The sequence below is a fragment of the Bradyrhizobium sp. USDA 4474 genome, from assembly GCF_054057515.1.
The window spans coordinates 2,639,372-2,655,000 of the sequence record NZ_JBSRZJ010000002.1; the positions used below are offsets into that span (position 1 = coordinate 2,639,372).

The window sequence follows — 15,629 nt, forward strand, 5'->3', positions numbered from 1 at the left end:
TGTCCTTCAGCGCTTGATATAGACAGGCTTTCGCTTCTCAAGGAAGGCCCTGATGCCCTCTGAAAATTCCTCGGAACGGCTGCACAGGATCTGGTTACGATCCTCCATCGCGATAACAGCTTCCAGCGATCCTGCATCGAGGCTCATGTTGAGGCATTCCTTTGACAGCCGCAGCCCGACCGGCGAAGCCGTCATCATCGCGTCGACATAAGGCTCGGCCGCGGCATCAAGCTTGTCCTCGTCGACGACTTCCGAGACGAGCCCCACTGCGAGGGCGCGTTCGGCACCAATGAAGCGTCCGGTGAGGATCAATTCGGAGGCGACGGAGACGCCGACGAGCCGCGGCAGGAAATAGCTGGTGCCGATATCGCAGCCGCCGAGACCGAGCTTGATGAAAGCGCAGTTCATTCGCGCCGATTTCGTCGCGATGCGAATGTCGGAGGCCAGCGCCAGCGCAAAGCCGCCACCGGCCGCCGCGCCCTGCACCAGCGACAGGATCGGCTGCGGACAGCGCCGCATCAGCATCACGATGTCGGCGATGCGACGTTGGGAATCCAGCGACTCCGTCACGCCCGGCGGCTCCTGCTGCCCGGCGCGCCGCGCCATTGCGGCCTTCAGATCGAGGCCGGCGCAAAAATTCTTGCCGGCGCCCTTCAGCACGACGAGGCGCGTGTCACGGTTGCGCTGGAGTCCCTGGAAATAGGCGTTGAGCGCGTCGATCAAAGACGGATCGAGAGCGTTGAGACGGTCAGGACGATTGAGCGTCACCCGGTCGACGCCGTCGTCGTGCTCGATCAGCAGCGGTTGGGACATGGGTGCCTCGCACTTTCGTGTCACACGGGGACCGTCTCCCACCCTCCCCTCCAGGGGAGGGTAAGAAGCTCACCTCCTACCGCGGAGCCATCCTGATGGCGCCGTCGAGACGGATGGTTTCCCCATTCAGCATCGCGTTTTCGACGATGTGCACGGCAAGCGCGCCGTATTCCTTGGCATCGCCAAGACGCGAGGGATGCGGCACCTGGGCGCCAAGGCTCTTGCGGGCTTCCTCATTCAGCCCCATCAGCAGCGGCGTGAAGAACAGGCCGGGCGCGATGGTGTTGACGCGGATCTTCTGGCTCGCGAGGTCGCGCGCGGCAGGCAAGGTCAGTCCGACGACGCCGCCCTTTGAGGCGGAGTAGGCGATCTGGCCAATCTGGCCTTCATAAGCGGCAACCGAGGCGGTATTGATGATGACGCCGCGCTCCTCACCAACAGGCTCGATTGTGACGAGGCGCTCTGCGAACAGCCGCAGGCAGTTGAAAGTGCCGATCAGATTGACGTTGATGATGCGCGCGAACTTTTCGAGCGGATAGACACCGTCACGGCCGACGATGCGTTGCGAGCCGCCGATGCCGGCACAGTTCATCAGCACGCGGGCGACGCCGTGCGCAGCTTCCGCCTTGGCGATCGCGGCCTTGATCTGCTCTTCGCTGGTGACGTCGGCATGAAGCGCGACGCCCTTCACCTCGGCCGCGACCTTCTCCGCATTTTCCTTGTTCTGGTCGATCACGCCGATCTTGGCACCCTTGGCCGCCATGGCCCGTGCGGTCGCTTCGCCGAGACCCGAACCACCACCGGTGATGAGAACGGCTACGTCTTTCAATTCCATGACAGGCTACCTTTCCTTGGACGTTTCTTCTCTAGACTTATGAGTGATGGCCGGATTATCCGGCCGCGGCAGCTTCCTCGACTTGCGTGAGGATGCCGCCGCAGATCAGCGTTTCCATGTGTTTGATGTATTGCCGGCAGACTTCGTCGGTGACCGGGCCGACGCCGGTCGCGCGAGACATCGCGTGCCGGCCGAAGAACAGATGATCGCAGGCGCCGATCAGGCTGGTGTAGAACAGCACCGGATCGGTCTGGCGGAACTCGCCGCGGCTGACGCCCTCCGCGAGCAGACGGCGATGAAAGTCCAGCAGCGGCGCGACGAAGAACTTCGAGACCTCGTCAGCGGAGCCGGCAACGCTCTCATGCAGCAGATAGTGGATCAGCCGGTTCATATAGGGGAATCGGTGATAGGCGCGGATGATGCCGCCGATATGCAGCTTCAGCTTCGCCGTCGATGTGATCGGCTGCGCCAGCAGGTATTCGAGGTTGGACATCTCGGTCGCGGCATCGCGCGCGAGCAGCGCCAGCAGCAGGCCATCCTTGTTGCCGAAATGATATTTGACCAGCGCGGCATTGGCACCGGACTTCTGCGCGATGTCGGAGAGCGAGATCTCGATCGAGGAGCGCTCGATCATCAACTCGCTGGCGGCCACGAGCAATTTCTCTGCCGTGGAATTCTTTCCGCTGGGGAGCTTGCTCGGTACGCTGGTAGCCACGGAGATCCCTGTTCAAGCCGCATGAAGCGGGTCGCAGATAAGCCCAAGCAGCGCCTCCCCACAAGAGTTAATTGATCGATTGACTAAACGATGTCCCACCCGTTACATCCGCTCCGACAGCCCAACCTGATCAAAAATAATCATGGGAGAGACCGAAATGGCCGAGGCATACATCGTCGCCGCTGCGCGGACCGCGGGCGGGCGCAAGGGGGGCCGCCTCGCCGGCTGGCATCCGGCCGATCTCGCCGCCAAGGTGCTGGACGAACTGGTCGATCGCACCAAGGTCGATCCCGCTTTGGTCGAGGACGTCATCATGGGTTGCGTGATGCAGGTCGGTGAGCAGTCCAACAATGTCGCACGCAACGCGATCATGGCGTCAAAGCTGCCGGAGAGCGTGCCCGGCACATCGATCGACCGTCAGTGCGGCTCCTCGCAGCAGGCGCTGCACTTCGCCGCACAGGCTGTGATGTCCGGCACCATGGACGTGGTGATCGCGGCTGGCGTGGAATCGATGACGCGCGTGCCGATGGGCCTCTCCTCGCAACTTCCGGCCAAGAACGGCTTCGGCAATTACAAGAGCCCGGGCATCGAGGCGAGATATCCCAACATCGTGTTCAGCCAGTTCACCGGCGCCGAGATGATGGCGGAGAAGTATGGTCTGTCGAAGGATGATCTCGACGAATATTCTTTCCAGAGCCATCAGCGCGCGATCGCGGCCACACAAGCCGGTCACTTCAAGAAGGAGATCGTGCCGCTCGAGATCACCCGCGCTGACGGCTCCAAGGACATCCACCACATCGACGAAGGCATCCGCTTCGACGCCACGCTCGAAGGCATCAAGGGCGTCAAGCTGATCGCCGAGAACGGCAAGTTGACCGCGGCCAGCGCCAGCCAGATCTGCGACGGCGCCTCCGGCGTGATGGTCGTGAACGAGCGCGGCCTCAAACAGCTCGGCCTCACACCGCTGGCGCGCATCCATCACATGACCATGACCGGCGGCGATCCCGTCATCATGCTCGATGCGCCGCTGCACGCCACCAAGAAGGCGCTGGAGAAGGCCGGCATGAAGATCGACGACATCGACCTGTTCGAGGTCAACGAGGCCTTCGCCTCGGTGCCGACAGGCTGGCTGAAGACCACCGGCGCCGATCCCAGCAGGCTCAACGTCAATGGCGGCGCCATTGCGCTCGGCCACCCGCTCGGCGGCTCCGGCACCAAGCTGATGACGACGCTGGTTCACGCCCTGCACCAGCGCGGCAAGCGCTATGGCCTCCAGACCATGTGCGAAGGCGGCGGCATGGCCAACGTCACGATCGTGGAGCGGCTGTAAGAAAGACAAAGGCGAGTAGCGGGTGGCGAGTAGCGAGCGGTGAGTAGGCGGAGAGCGGTTTTCCTTTTTCCCTATTTGCCGGTCGCTACTCGCCATTCGCGTTTTTGAGGAACCGCCATGACCCACCCCTCCATCTACGCCCGCTCCACACCAAACAAGATCGCCTATCAAATGGCCGGGACCGGCAAGGCGATCACCTATCGCGAGCTCGACGAGCTCTCGAACCAGGGAGCCCAGCTGTTCCGCTCGCTCGGGCTCAAGGCCGGCGACCACATCGCGCTGCTGATGGAAAACCGCCTTGCCTTCATGGAGATCTGCTGGGCGGCACAACGCAGCGGGCTCTATTACACCGCGATCAGCCGCTATCTAAAGCAGGACGAGATCGACTACATCGTCAAGGACTGCGGCGCCAAGGTCGTCATCACCACGCCGAAATGCGGCGACCAGATCAAGGACCTGGTCAAAGGCGCGCCGGGCGAGCCGATCTTCTACATGGTCGACGAGCCCTTGCCCGGCTTCCGCTCCTACGACAGGGAAGCCGCCGCGCAGCCGACCACACCGATCGAGGACGAGGTCGCCGGCTATGATATGCTGTATTCGTCGGGCACGACCGGCCGGCCGAAGGGCATCAAGAAAGCGTTCGAGGGCAACAAGATCGACGTGCCGAACGCATTCCTGCGCGTGCTCTGCGCCGACATGTGCGGCATGAATGCCGAGAGCACGTACCTGTCGCCGGCGCCGCTCTATCATGCCGCTCCGCTGCGCTTCAACATGATGGCGATCGTGCTGGGCGGCACCTCCATCATCATGGAGCATTTTGACGCCGAGGAGTTCTTGAGGCTCGTGGAGAAATACAAGGTCACGCAATCGCAGCTCGTGCCGACCATGTTCGTGCGCATGCTGAAGCTGCCGGACGAGGTCCGCGCCAAATACGATGTCTCGACGCTCAAGGGCGCAATCCACGCCGCGGCGCCCTGCCCGGCCGATGTGAAGGCGAAGATGATCGAGTGGTGGGGACCGATCCTGATCGAGTATTACGCGGGCTCGGAGGGCAACGGCGTCACCGTCTGCAACTCGCAACAATGGCTGGAGCATCGTGGCAGCGTCGGGCGCGCCGTGGTCGGCAAGATCAAGATTCTGGACGAGAACGACGCGGAGCAGCCGGTCGGCGAGATCGGCACGGTCTATTTCGCCGAGGCGCCCGTTTTCACCTATCACAACGACCCTGAAAAGACGAAGAAGGCCTACAACGCCAAGGGCTGGTCGACCCTCGGCGACGTCGGTTATCTCGACGAGGATGGCTTCCTGTTCCTCACCGACCGCAAGTCCTACATGATCATCTCGGGCGGCGTGAACATCTACCCGCAAGAAACCGAGGACGTGCTGATCACCCACCCCGAGATCGCCGACGTCGCCGTGTTCGGCGTGCCGAACGAGGAGATGGGCGAAGAGGTGAAGGCGGTGGTGCAGCCGCACGACATGAGGAGCGCCGGCAAGGCGCTCGAGGCAGACTTGATCGCCTATTGCAAGAGCCGCCTCTCGGCGATCAAATGCCCGCGCTCGATCGATTTCGAAGCCGAGCTGCCGCGCACGCCGACCGGCAAGCTGGTGAAGCGGCATCTGCGCGATCGATATTGGCCGAAGACGGCGGCGAAGATTTAGGGCTCAATCAAACAAGCTCGGCGTGTGATTCACCAGCGCGCCTTCAATCTCCAGCATCTTCAGCTTGGTTACTACACCGCCATTCGCGGAGAAGCCGCCGGGCTTGTTGCCGGCCGCCAGCACGCGATGGCAAGGCACGACGATCGGGCACGGGTTGCGGCCGAGCGCCTGGCCGACATCGCGCGACAGCTGGATGCCGCCGAGCTGCTTGGCGATGTCGCCATAGGTGATGGTCTTGCCGGGCGGAACGGCGCGCGCGATCTCGTAGACGCCGCGGTTGAACTCGGGCACGCCATCGAGATCGAGCTCGATGTCGGTGAGGTCGTCGGGCTCGCCCGCGAGCAACTTCACGATACGGTCGATCGCGTGCTGCACCTCGGCGGTCGGCTCGGCCTCGGTGGCCTCAGCGTGGCGCTGGCTGATGCGGGTGCGGATCTTCTGCTCGCCGCCCATCGGCAGCTGCGTGCCGTTGATGCCGCGCGGGCCCCAGGCGATGGCGCAGAGGCCGATCCTGGTGTCGAACAGGGCGAAATACTGGTCGGTCATGGCTGGGTTCCTGAGCTTGCGTCGCTCTCGCATGCCCCCATTGTGTTCTCGGCCTAAATCTAGGCTTGGAAATAGTTGCGATCCACCCGGTTTCCGGGAATCGTGCACAGGAGTTCCGCCCGTTTCACGAGCCCAGAATGCAAAGCCTCCACGTCTTTGGTTATGACATGCCCTATCTCGACGTGGGCGAAGACAGAGGCCGGCCGGCGCTGGTCTGCGTGCACGGCTCGCTCTCCGACTTCCGTGTCTGGGGTTGCGTGCTGGGCCCGCTGACGCAGCGGCATCGGATGATCGTCCCCAGTCTGCGGCACTTCTTCCCGGCAAAGTGGAACGGTGTCGGCGAGACCTATTCGATCGCCCAGCATGTCAGTGACGTCGTTGCCTTCATCGACAAGCTCAAGCTCGGCCCGGTCGATTTGATGGGACATTCCCGCGGCGGGCACATCTGCTTCCGTGTGGCGCAGCAGCGTCCCGATCTGCTGCGGCGGCTGGTGCTAGCCGAACCCGGCGGCGAGCTCGACGCGACCCTCGATCCTGATCATGCCGGCGGCCCCTCGCCGCTGCTGGCGCGGTTCACGGCCTCGGCCGAGATGATCGCGGCGGGTGATGTCGACGGCGGCCTGGCCTTCTTCATCGACACGCTGGAGGGCGCCGGCACCTGGCCGCGGCTGCCGGCGATGGTGAAGCAGAATCTGCGCGACAACGCCTGCACGCTGATCGGCCAGGTCCGCGACAACCGCCCGCCGTTCTCCAGGGCGGACGCGGAATCGATCAAGATGCCGACGCTGTTCGTCCTGGGCGCGCGGACCAAGGGCCTGCTGCCGAAGGTGCTGCATGCACTCGCCGCACATGTGCCCTATTCGAAGACGGCGATCATCCCGAACGCGACGCATCCGATGTTCGAGCAGGCGCCGCAAAAATATTGCGAAGTGGTCCTGGACTTTCTGGCGAGCTGATCATGCAGAGCTTTCGCGTCAACGGTTACGACATGGCCTATCTCGAAGTCGGCGAGGGCCATCCGCTGGTCTGCGTGCACGGCACCTTAGGGGATTTCCGCACCTGGTACCCGGTGCTCGGCCCGCTGTCGACGAACCACCGCGTGATCGCGGTCAGCCTACGGCATTTCTTCCCCGCGCATTGGGACGCCGTCGGCGACGACTACAAGATGGCGCAGCATGTCGCTGATGTGATCGCCTTCATCGAGCAGGTGACGCCCGGGCCGGTCGATCTGATGGGGCATTCGCGCGGCGGCCACATCGCGTTTCGTGTCGCCCAGGCCCGGCCTGATCTGTTGCGCAGGCTGGTGCTGGTCGAGCCCGGCGGCGATCTCGACGCCAGCCTGCCCCTGCCGGAAGGCACGCCCGCGCATCCGCCGCTGGCTGAGAAGACGATGCGCTCGGTCGAGATGATCCGCGCCGGCGACGTCGAGGGCGCGCTGCAGAACTTCTACGACGGCATCGAGGGCGACGGCTCGTGGCGGCGCGTGCCCGCGGCCGCCAAGCAACAACTGCGCGACAACACGCTCACCTTGCTCGGCCAGATCAACGAGCAGCGCAGGCCCTACACGCTCACGGATGCGCAGGCGATCAGGACGCCGACACTGCTGATCGGCGGCGGCGCCACCACGGGCAGCCTGTCGGTGCTATGGCGCGTGCTGGCGGAGCACATTGCGGAAGCCAGGACGGCGGTCATCCCCAATGCCGGCCACTGGATGTTCGAGCGGGCGCCGCAGGAGTTCAGTGAGGTCGTGAGCGCGTTTTTGACGGCGTAGCGGCTGGTCCTGCCTCACAATCTCGAAAACAACCCCATGCACCGTAGACCGCCTCGGATAAAATCAATGACTTAGGCTACGAGAACCCCGGCATATTGACGGCCTCGCCTTAGCGCTGTAATTTCGAATACGGAATTCCGTATTCCGTTTTGGAGCCGCCGGCGTGATTCCTCTCGACCCGCTCCCCAACCTGATCGACCAGGTCTACGCCCGGATCCTGGAGGCGATCTCCGACCGCACGCTTCAGCCTGGGCAGCGCATCCGGCAGAACGAGCTCGCCGACAAGCTCGGCGTCTCGCGCCAGCCGGTGTCGCATGCGCTGCATCTGCTGCACCGGCAGGGCCTCGTCGCCGAGAGCGGCCGGCGCGGCTTTGAAGTGACCCAGCTCGATCCCGCGCGCATTCGCCAGCTCTATGAAGTGCGGGGCGCGATCGACGCGCTGGCCGCGCGGCTCGCAGCGAGGCGCGCCGCAACCGAGGCAGCGGGACGCGCGCGGCTGGACGCAGCGCTCTCCGCCGGACGCCGCATCGATCGCGAGACCGGTCTCGCCGAGCTGATCGCGCTCGACGTCGAATTTCACCGCGCCATCTATCAGCTCGCCGGCAATCCCGTGATCGAGGAGACGATCTCGCCGCAATGGCCGCATATGCGCCGCTCGATGGCGGCCGTGCTGTCCGAGCTCGACTATCGCGGCAGCGCCTGGGCGGAGCATGCCGATATCGCCAAGCACATTCTCGCAGGCGACGCGAACGCCGCGGAACACGCGGCGCTGGCGCATGCGCAGACGGCGGGACGGATGACCGAGGAGAGATTGAGGGCGACGGACGAGGTGGCGGCGTAGCAACGCACGCGCCGTGCCACGACGAGAAAAATACAAAGCAAGGAGGACGGCCCATGAAATTGTCCGAGGCACAATTGGAGTTCTTCCACCGCGAGGGCTGGCTGTTCCTGCCCGAACTGTTTTCCCAAGAAGAGGTCGATGTCCTCGCGCGCGAGGCGGTCGGCATTTACGACGCCAACCGGCCGGAGGTCTGGCGGGAGAAGAGCGGCGCGCCGCGCACGGCCTTTGCCGCGCATCTCTACAACGAGGCCTTCGGCGTGCTCGGCGCGCATCCGCGCATGATCGATCCGGTCGAGCAGGTCTTCGGCGAGCCCGTCTACATGCACCAGTTCAAGATCAACGCGAAATCGGCCTTCACCGGCGACGTCTGGCAGTGGCACCAGGATTACGGCACCTGGAAGCGCGACGACGGCATGCCGGAACCGCGCGCGATGAACATCGCGATCTTCCTCGACGAGGTGATGCCGATCAACGGTCCTCTCATGCTGGTGCCGCGCAGCCAGAACGCCGGCGATCTCCAGGCCTCGCACGACCTCTCGACCACATCGTATCCGCTGTGGACGCTCGATGAAGACACCGTGACGCGCCTCGTCGAGCAAGGCGGCATCGTCGCGCCGACCGGCAAGCCGGGCGGCATGCTGATGTTCCACGGCAATCTCGTCCACGGCTCGAGCGGCAACATCACGCCCTACCCACGCAAGATCGTGTACCTGACCTTGAACGCGGTCTCGAACTACATCCGCGCCCCGACGCGGCCTGAGTACATTGCACATCGCGATTTCGCGCCGATCAAGACGGTGGATGATGATGCGCTGTTACGGCTGGCGCGGGCGCCGCGGCAGGCGGCGGAGTAGATTTAGTCGCGCGACCATCTCAGGCGTCATGGCCCGGACGAGCCCGGCCATGACGATTCGACAGAGACGCGCGTCCCACGAAATTCACCGGACACATTCCCATGAACCTCTTCCGCCTTCTCCAGGCCCGCGCGTCCGCCGGCAAGCCTGTGCGTGTCGCGCTGATCGGCGCAGGCAAATTCGGCTCGATGTTTTTGGCGCAGGTACCGCACACGCCGGGACTGGAGGTGCCCATCATCGTCGACATCGACCGCGACCGCGCGCGCGAGGCCTGCCGCACCGTCGGCTGGAGCACCGAGCGGATCGCCGCCACCATGTTCACCGACGACGGCGCGCGCGCCATCGCCGGCGGCGCAGTGGACGTGGTGGTGGAGGCGACCGGCAATCCGGCCGCAGGCATCAGGCACGCGCGCGCCGCGATCGCGGCGGGCAAGCATATCGTGATGGTGAATGTCGAGGCCGACGTGCTCGCCGGCCCCCTGCTCGCCGAGGAGGCGCGGAAAGCAGGCGTGGTCTATTCGCTCGCCTATGGCGACCAGCCGGCGTTGACCGCCGAAATGGTCGACTGGGCGCGCGCCACCGGCTTTGGCGTCGTCGCGGCCGGCAAGGGCACAAAATATCTGCCTGCCTATCACGACGTGACGCCGGACGGCGTCTGGCAGCATTACGGCCTGACCGCCGGCGAAGCGCAGTCGGCCGGCATGAATCCGCAGATGTTCAACTCCTTCCTCGACGGCACCAAATCGGCCATCGAGATGGCGGCCATTGCGAACGCCTGCGGGCTCGACGTGCCGTCGGCGGGCCTTCTGTTTCCGCCCTGCGGCGTCGATGATCTCCCGCACATCATGCGGCCCAGCGACAAGGGCGGCGTGCTGGAGCGGTCGGGCGTCGTCGAGGTCGTTTCGTCGCTGGAGCGCGACGGACGACCGGTCTTTCGCGATCTGCGCTGGGGTGTCTATGTCGTGCTGGAAGCACCGAACGACTACGCCGCGGATTGCTTCAGGCAATACGGCCTGAAGACCGATGCAAGCGGACGGTTCGCGGCGATGTACAAGCCGTATCATTTGATCGGACTCGAGCTGAACATCTCGGTGCTGTCGGCGGCGCTCCGGGGCGAACCGACCGGGCAACCCTTCGGTTTCCGCGGCGACGTCGCCTCCGTCGCCAAGCGCAGTTTGCGCGCCGGCGAGATGCTGGACGGCGAAGGCGGCTACACGGTGTGGGGCAAGCTGGTGCCGGCGGCGGCGAGCCTGAAGGCCGGCGCCCTGCCGATCGGCCTTGCGCACCGCCTCAGGCTGAAGCACGACATCGCCCATGGCGAGATCGTGCGCTGGAGCGACGTGGAGTTCGACGCGAACAACGAGACGATCAAGACACGGAAGGCGATGGAGGCGGCGTTCGCGACGTAGCGCACGCCATTCGGGAGGCGCAGACCGGCCGATAGTCGGGCGTCGACATGTAACGCCAGTGCGCGTGCTTGGGCGGCGAGAGCGTATCCATCACGTCAGATCCTGTCGGGCAACGGCCGGACTCCCGGCCGACCCGGCACCGTGTCGGGGAGCGGTCTTGGACGCTGGATTCCCGGCCGGCCCGGCTTCGGCGGACGAGCCACCGGGCGGCCTGGGTGCCGCCATCCATGCCAGCCGGCAGGACCACCCCAACCCTGGCCGCGGCGCCAGTCAAAGCCACACCGATACCAGCCGGCGCCGCGCCAGCCGCGGGTGTACCAACAGTAGCGGTGGCCTCTCCAGCGGAATTGGACCGTCTCCGCAAGCCGAAGATCATCAGCGGCCTCATGCAGGCCCAGCGGTCCCCCGATAATTCCCGCATGCGAGCGACTGCCCGTCGTCGTCACCGCTGCCAACGCAGCCGCAAGAGCGAGCATCCAAAAAATCCATTTCCGCATGATCTTCTCCTTGGTTCTTGACCGCCCAGGAAGAGAGCTCGCCAAACAGCAGACCCGAATGCTCGGCAGGCCGCACGCGAAACCGCGCAGGAACCTTTACTGCTCGCGCGGTGACGCGGCGTTCCGGAGAAACGGACCTAGCAGCGGCAAGGAGGTCGGCCGAACCGAAGACCGCTCTCGTGTTCGGCTCCAACCCTTGGGCTTTGCCTCACACGATTAGGCAGCCTTGGCCTGGGTAGCGGAGGCGAGAGTATCGCGCAGGTGTTGTTCTTTCTTTTCGTCCAGAGAGGTTTTCAGGACAGTCCCTCCCGCGGCCTTGATTTCGTTGAGGACCTTGTCTGCAGTCATGCTCTTGATCAGCAGGAACAGAACAGCATCTCCCGATTTCACCTTCGCGCTGAGGTCCTTCATGAACTGATCGTTGATACCGAAATCGGTCAGCGCGCCGCCCAGTGCGCCGGCGCCGGCACCGAGGGCCACGCCGATGAGCGGATTCAGGAACACGATCCCGAACAGCAGCCCCCAGAAGCTTCCTCCTGCGGCACCCGCCATGGTCGTGTTCACGAGTTGATTGAGCTTGACCGTTTCGCCGGTCTTGACCGCGATCACGGCGTCTTGGATCGCGATCAGATACTCTTTCTGGAGCTCGAGGATTTTTTGCCGAACTTCTTCTGCTTTGGCTTCGGATGGATACACGATCGCGACTAGATCCGACATGGAGCTCTCCCGCAACGATGTGATTTCCCGCCCCTTAACGCACGCTTGATGCGTGCGCCCGAAACCTAACACCGAACTGGAAAATCCATTGCGCCTCAAACACGGCCCACCTATTCACAATTACGAGATGTAATGCAATCCCAACGCAATTGAGTAACCATAGCTGTCATATGCGCTGGTGGGGCTGGTGAGAGGTTCGCCCGACGGGTCCAGGGGACGCTCTACGCGACGTCCGGAATCGCTTCGGCGATTCCCAAGCTCGCCGGCGCCATGACCACGTCCCCTGTGTTGTTGAAGCGCTTTGGTTCACGGCGGCAACGCTCATGAGCAGGAGATCCAGACGGTGCTCCCGATTGACGCCGTAACCAACGCCCGCGCCTGGGCTGTCGCGCTGCACCGTGCTCTCGCCCTCAGGGCTGACTGGCCGAGGCAGACGCGCAGCGGTTGCCTCGACCATCACGAACTACACCGGCAAATGTCACGAACGCGCCTCCAGAGCCGATGCTCGGGGATCACGAATGGAGCCCTCAGCGGTAGCTTTCCAATGGCGAAGCGTCGGCGCATTTGACTATGACGGACCCACTATCGTCGTCACTTCAGCCGGCGATCCCACTGGCAGCTCTTCATCGTGCATGCGTTTGATTCTGCGTCGCATCACCGCGTAGCATTCGCACGCGATCTTCTCGAGTCGCCTGCGGTCGATCTCCAGCATCCCGCGTCGGTCAGATAGTATACCGCCTGCTGCTCGAAGTTTTCGCATCGTTAGCGTCACCGTTGTTCGGCGTACGCCGAGAAGCTGCGCCAAGGCCTCCTGCGTTAGCTGTATTCCACTGTGCCCGACGCGGTCGTGGATCTCAAGCAGCCATCGAGCCATCCGGCATTCCACCGGATGCACCGCGTTGCAAGCCGCCACGTTGTTGAGCTGCAACAATTGTGTGCGGAGATGGAGACGGAGAACTTGCCTGACCGTGGCGCTCTGCTCAAACGCAAGCTGCAACTGCGCAACAGGGACCTGAAGTGCTGCGCCGGGGACATAGGCAGTTGCCGTGACTGGCGATCGGGAGGGACTTAGAAGTGACAGTGCACCGACTGCTCCTTCCGAGCCCATGAGAGTTGACGCGACAATGCGTCCGTCGGCCATTTCAACGAGAAACGCTATCACCCCGCTGAGGGGAAAATAGACCTGCTTGAACTCATCTCCTGTTCGCACCAACACAGCATCAAAGTCGAATGACGTCTTCTGGATATGGGGAGCAAGCAAATTGAGATCACTGGGCGCAAACGCCGCCAAAAGCCTGTTCCCGACGCCAACCTGGAACGCCATCGCGGATGTTCCTTCGACCGCAGAAAGAAACACGCGTTCCGGGGGCACGTTCCTACCAGCAGCCATTTTTCTGGCCGGTCCGGAAACTTCCGCTAGCCGCGGAATTGCTGTCATCGACAGACCTTCGGTCGAGCTGGACGGACGGCTCTCCTTCAGCGCGAACCAGAGGTCGCCGCCCGTGTTGAACGGCGTGACGCAGCGGTTCTCATTCGGCGTCGTGAAAATTGGCCCGTCAGCCGACGCTCCGAGTGGGAGCTTGAGCTGGAGACGCCAGCATCCAGATTCCAGGTGCTGTTTTAAGCTCTGCCGGGTACGAACGGCCCCAAGCGCCGCCGGGCTGGAGAGGCTGACACCGGGGCCGCCGAGCGCGCTAAACACACAATACGCGCGCCGCGGCTATTCTCTCTCCGAACCCTCTCCGGCGTCCGTACCAATGTGTACACTCGCGGTGAAAAGACCTAGCCTCGTCGAGGCCAAGCCCGGCAAGCCGACATAAAGGTGCATCTAAACGCATGGGCGGCGTCGACGAGCTCACAGGCGCCCACGTCAGATCGCGTGCTTTCCTGTCCGTCTGACGCTGGTCAATTGTTGCGGCGGCCAAGCGGAGCAATGCTGTCGCATTTGCTCCGCCTGCTCGGCGAGAATTGACATCTTGAAAGTCAGAAAGGCCGCCAAGCGGCCCATCATCATTGTTCAAACGTACGAATGCCTCTTACGCCCGCGTCTGTGCGGATCATGCGCCCCTTCTTCCCGTCAGAGGTCACGAAGATGTCCCAGTGAGCCGTGCCGCCTGGCTGACCGTCCATGATCATCGTTCCCGTACAGTCGGCATTGATGGAATAGGTGCCGACGAGCGTTTCGCGCGCCGGGCCGCGTGCTTGGCGAAGAGACGTCTGTGTGCCCGAGAACTTTCCGCTGCCGTCGAAATTGAAGATGCCGTAGTGGAGGTTCGTGCCCTGCCCATTGAACACATAGCGCCCCTCCAGCTTGCTTATTGAGCAATCTGTCGAGGCCGCCTTTGCCTGTGAAAATGCAAGGACAGCGGCTCCGATCAAGCCCACGGTGACGAACCGGCTCGTATCCATAATTCGCGCTCCCTCTTGAACGGAGGTACCGCAACCTTAAACTGAGGCGGAAATGCGGACACCGCCGGCGTTGCGCGATGCCAAACTTGCCATCGCCCGGTGTCGCCGTAGCGCGCGCCCGGCTAGCGCGCTGGCCTGGCGTTGGGCATCAGATCGATCAGGCCGAGATCCACGAGCGTGCGATGGAAGCGACGTTTCCGTTCGGAGGACGACGCGAAGTAGGCTTCTCTGCAATCATCAAGCAGGCTCGCGCGCGTTGCAAAGATCGGATCAAGCGCAACGCCCGCCCGCTGCAAGGCGACAGTTCCGAGAAAGGCGATGTCGAGGTCGGCGGCCTGTCCGGGACTGAAATCGGGGATATTGAGGGCTTCTATGGCATAGAATGTACCAAACGCATGCCGCCCATCTCGCTGATGTTTCAGCTGTCGGTCGAGCTGCTTCGTCAACACGGGTTGATGGTCGCCATAGTGCACGATGAGAACAGGCCGGTCAGGAAAGCTGCTTGCCAGCCTGGCTCTTTGCATTTGCCAGGCCGACGCGGTCTCTGCCAGTCGCGTGTAATACTCGACGTAACCGGCATCGGGGCAGCTGTCCCTGGCAAAAGCGCGCTCCGTCTCGAATTGACCCGATGGCACCAATTGCCTGCTATGCGGACCGTGATTGAAGTTGGTCAGTGCATAAAGAAATCTCGGTGCCGGATCGTGGGCGACCCTTTTGGCATACGCATCGACGACCGCATGCAGAAACATCGCGTCGGAATTTGTCGCCTCGAAACGGCCGGGATCGAATGGCGGAGGAAGCTCATCGACGAAGATGCGCTCGTCGACGCCGATCGAACTGTAGAATTTATCGTAACCCAGGAAGCTGCGGCGACAGCTGGAGACGAGTGTCGTCTTGTAGCCGAGCGACGCCAACGAGCACGGCAGGCTGCTGTGGAAACGGCCGGCGCCCTTCTTGAAGAGGTAGTAGGCGCTCGAACCGAAGCTGGCGCTGGAGAGACCGGTGAGGAGGCTGAATTCGGACTGCCACGAACCTCCACCAAAGATGTCGACGTTCAGGCGCCCATGTTCGCCATTCGACGGAGACAGGAAGGCTGCGACGACCGGTTCGACCGGCAACCCAAAAATACGGGGATCGAAAACGGATTCGTGCTGGATGACGATGATGTCAGGAGAACAGGCGAGCCGCGCCGGCGTGGCTTCCATCAGGGGCAGTGGTTCGTCGGCGATA

At 63.3% G+C, this 15,629-nt stretch carries 15 protein-coding genes (1 of these 15 cut by a window edge); 7 read left to right on the forward strand and 8 right to left on the reverse strand.

The features are described from left to right. Positions 1-6: 6 nt before the first annotated feature. The 3 genes from ACVW16_RS14305 to ACVW16_RS14315 form a co-directional block, all read right to left on the reverse strand. Positions 7-813 (reverse strand): enoyl-CoA hydratase/isomerase family protein, encoded by an 807-nt coding sequence (locus ACVW16_RS14305; protein WP_456737156.1) that lies wholly within the window; start codon positions 811-813, stop codon positions 7-9. A gap of 76 nt (positions 814-889) precedes the next feature. Further along, positions 890-1,648: an SDR family NAD(P)-dependent oxidoreductase gene (locus ACVW16_RS14310; RefSeq protein ID WP_128954145.1), complete on the reverse strand. Its 759-nt coding sequence runs from the start codon at positions 1,646-1,648 to the stop codon at positions 890-892. 55 nt (positions 1,649-1,703) lie between these two features. Further along, a complete protein-coding gene (locus ACVW16_RS14315) occupies positions 1,704-2,306 on the reverse strand; it encodes a TetR family transcriptional regulator (protein ID WP_456705093.1) in 603 nt (200 codons plus the stop codon). Between the two features lie 214 nt (positions 2,307-2,520). Here ACVW16_RS14315 and ACVW16_RS14320 point away from each other — a divergent pair, with 214 nt between their 5' ends. Then, positions 2,521-3,693, forward strand: a complete 1,173-nt coding sequence (locus tag ACVW16_RS14320; protein WP_456737155.1) for an acetyl-CoA C-acetyltransferase — start codon at positions 2,521-2,523, stop codon at positions 3,691-3,693. Positions 3,694-3,810: 117 nt separating this feature from the next. Beyond that, a complete protein-coding gene (locus tag ACVW16_RS14325; protein WP_456737154.1) occupies positions 3,811-5,355 on the forward strand; it encodes an acyl-CoA synthetase in 1,545 nt (514 codons plus the stop codon). A 3-nt stretch (positions 5,356-5,358) separates the two neighbouring features. On the opposite strand, the gene ACVW16_RS14330 is transcribed toward ACVW16_RS14325, so the two are convergent. Beyond that, a complete protein-coding gene (locus ACVW16_RS14330; RefSeq protein WP_456737153.1) occupies positions 5,359-5,901 on the reverse strand; it encodes a methylated-DNA--[protein]-cysteine S-methyltransferase in 543 nt (180 codons plus the stop codon). Between the two features lie 137 nt (positions 5,902-6,038). On the opposite strand from ACVW16_RS14330, the gene ACVW16_RS14335 reads away from it, so the two are divergent. The 5 genes from ACVW16_RS14335 to ACVW16_RS14355 all read left to right on the forward strand — a co-directional run bounded on the left by ACVW16_RS14335 (position 6,039) and on the right by ACVW16_RS14355 (position 10,776). Beyond that, positions 6,039-6,857 carry an alpha/beta fold hydrolase gene (locus tag ACVW16_RS14335; RefSeq protein WP_456737152.1) on the forward strand — a complete coding sequence of 273 codons (819 nt, stop codon included), beginning with the start codon at positions 6,039-6,041 and terminating at the stop codon, positions 6,855-6,857. A 2-nt stretch (positions 6,858-6,859) separates the two neighbouring features. Further along, on the forward strand, positions 6,860-7,672 hold the full coding sequence (locus ACVW16_RS14340; protein WP_456699837.1) for an alpha/beta fold hydrolase: 813 nt from the start codon (positions 6,860-6,862) through the stop codon (positions 7,670-7,672). Between the two features lie 163 nt (positions 7,673-7,835). Beyond that, the gene (locus ACVW16_RS14345; RefSeq protein WP_456699838.1) at positions 7,836-8,513 is read left to right on the forward strand and encodes a GntR family transcriptional regulator; all 678 of its coding nucleotides are present in this window, start codon (positions 7,836-7,838) and stop codon (positions 8,511-8,513) included. 53 nt (positions 8,514-8,566) lie between these two features. Next, positions 8,567-9,367, forward strand: coding sequence for a phytanoyl-CoA dioxygenase family protein (locus ACVW16_RS14350; protein WP_456699839.1), 801 nt, complete (start codon positions 8,567-8,569; stop codon positions 9,365-9,367). Between the two features lie 101 nt (positions 9,368-9,468). Continuing rightward, on the forward strand, positions 9,469-10,776 hold the full coding sequence (locus ACVW16_RS14355; RefSeq protein WP_456737151.1) for an NAD(P)H-dependent oxidoreductase: 1,308 nt from the start codon (positions 9,469-9,471) through the stop codon (positions 10,774-10,776). A gap of 713 nt (positions 10,777-11,489) precedes the next feature. Here ACVW16_RS14355 and ACVW16_RS14360 read toward each other — a convergent pair. The 4 genes from ACVW16_RS14360 to ACVW16_RS14375 form a co-directional block, all read right to left on the reverse strand. Next, positions 11,490-11,990: a DUF1269 domain-containing protein gene (locus ACVW16_RS14360; protein ID WP_456699841.1), complete on the reverse strand. Its 501-nt coding sequence runs from the start codon at positions 11,988-11,990 to the stop codon at positions 11,490-11,492. Between the two features lie 568 nt (positions 11,991-12,558). After that, complete coding sequence (locus ACVW16_RS14365; RefSeq protein WP_456737150.1) at positions 12,559-13,692, reverse strand: Crp/Fnr family transcriptional regulator; 1,134 nt, start codon at positions 13,690-13,692, stop codon at positions 12,559-12,561. A gap of 308 nt (positions 13,693-14,000) precedes the next feature. Beyond that, on the reverse strand, positions 14,001-14,399 hold the full coding sequence (locus tag ACVW16_RS14370; protein WP_456699843.1) for a hypothetical protein: 399 nt from the start codon (positions 14,397-14,399) through the stop codon (positions 14,001-14,003). Positions 14,400-14,521: 122 nt separating this feature from the next. Continuing rightward, positions 14,522-15,629 carry the 3' portion of a sulfatase-like hydrolase/transferase gene (locus tag ACVW16_RS14375; protein ID WP_456802616.1) on the reverse strand. 155 nt of this gene lie beyond the right edge of the window, so only the last 1,108 of its 1,263 coding nucleotides appear in the window; its start codon lies off the right edge, out of view — the gene reads right to left on this strand; it ends in the stop codon at positions 14,522-14,524.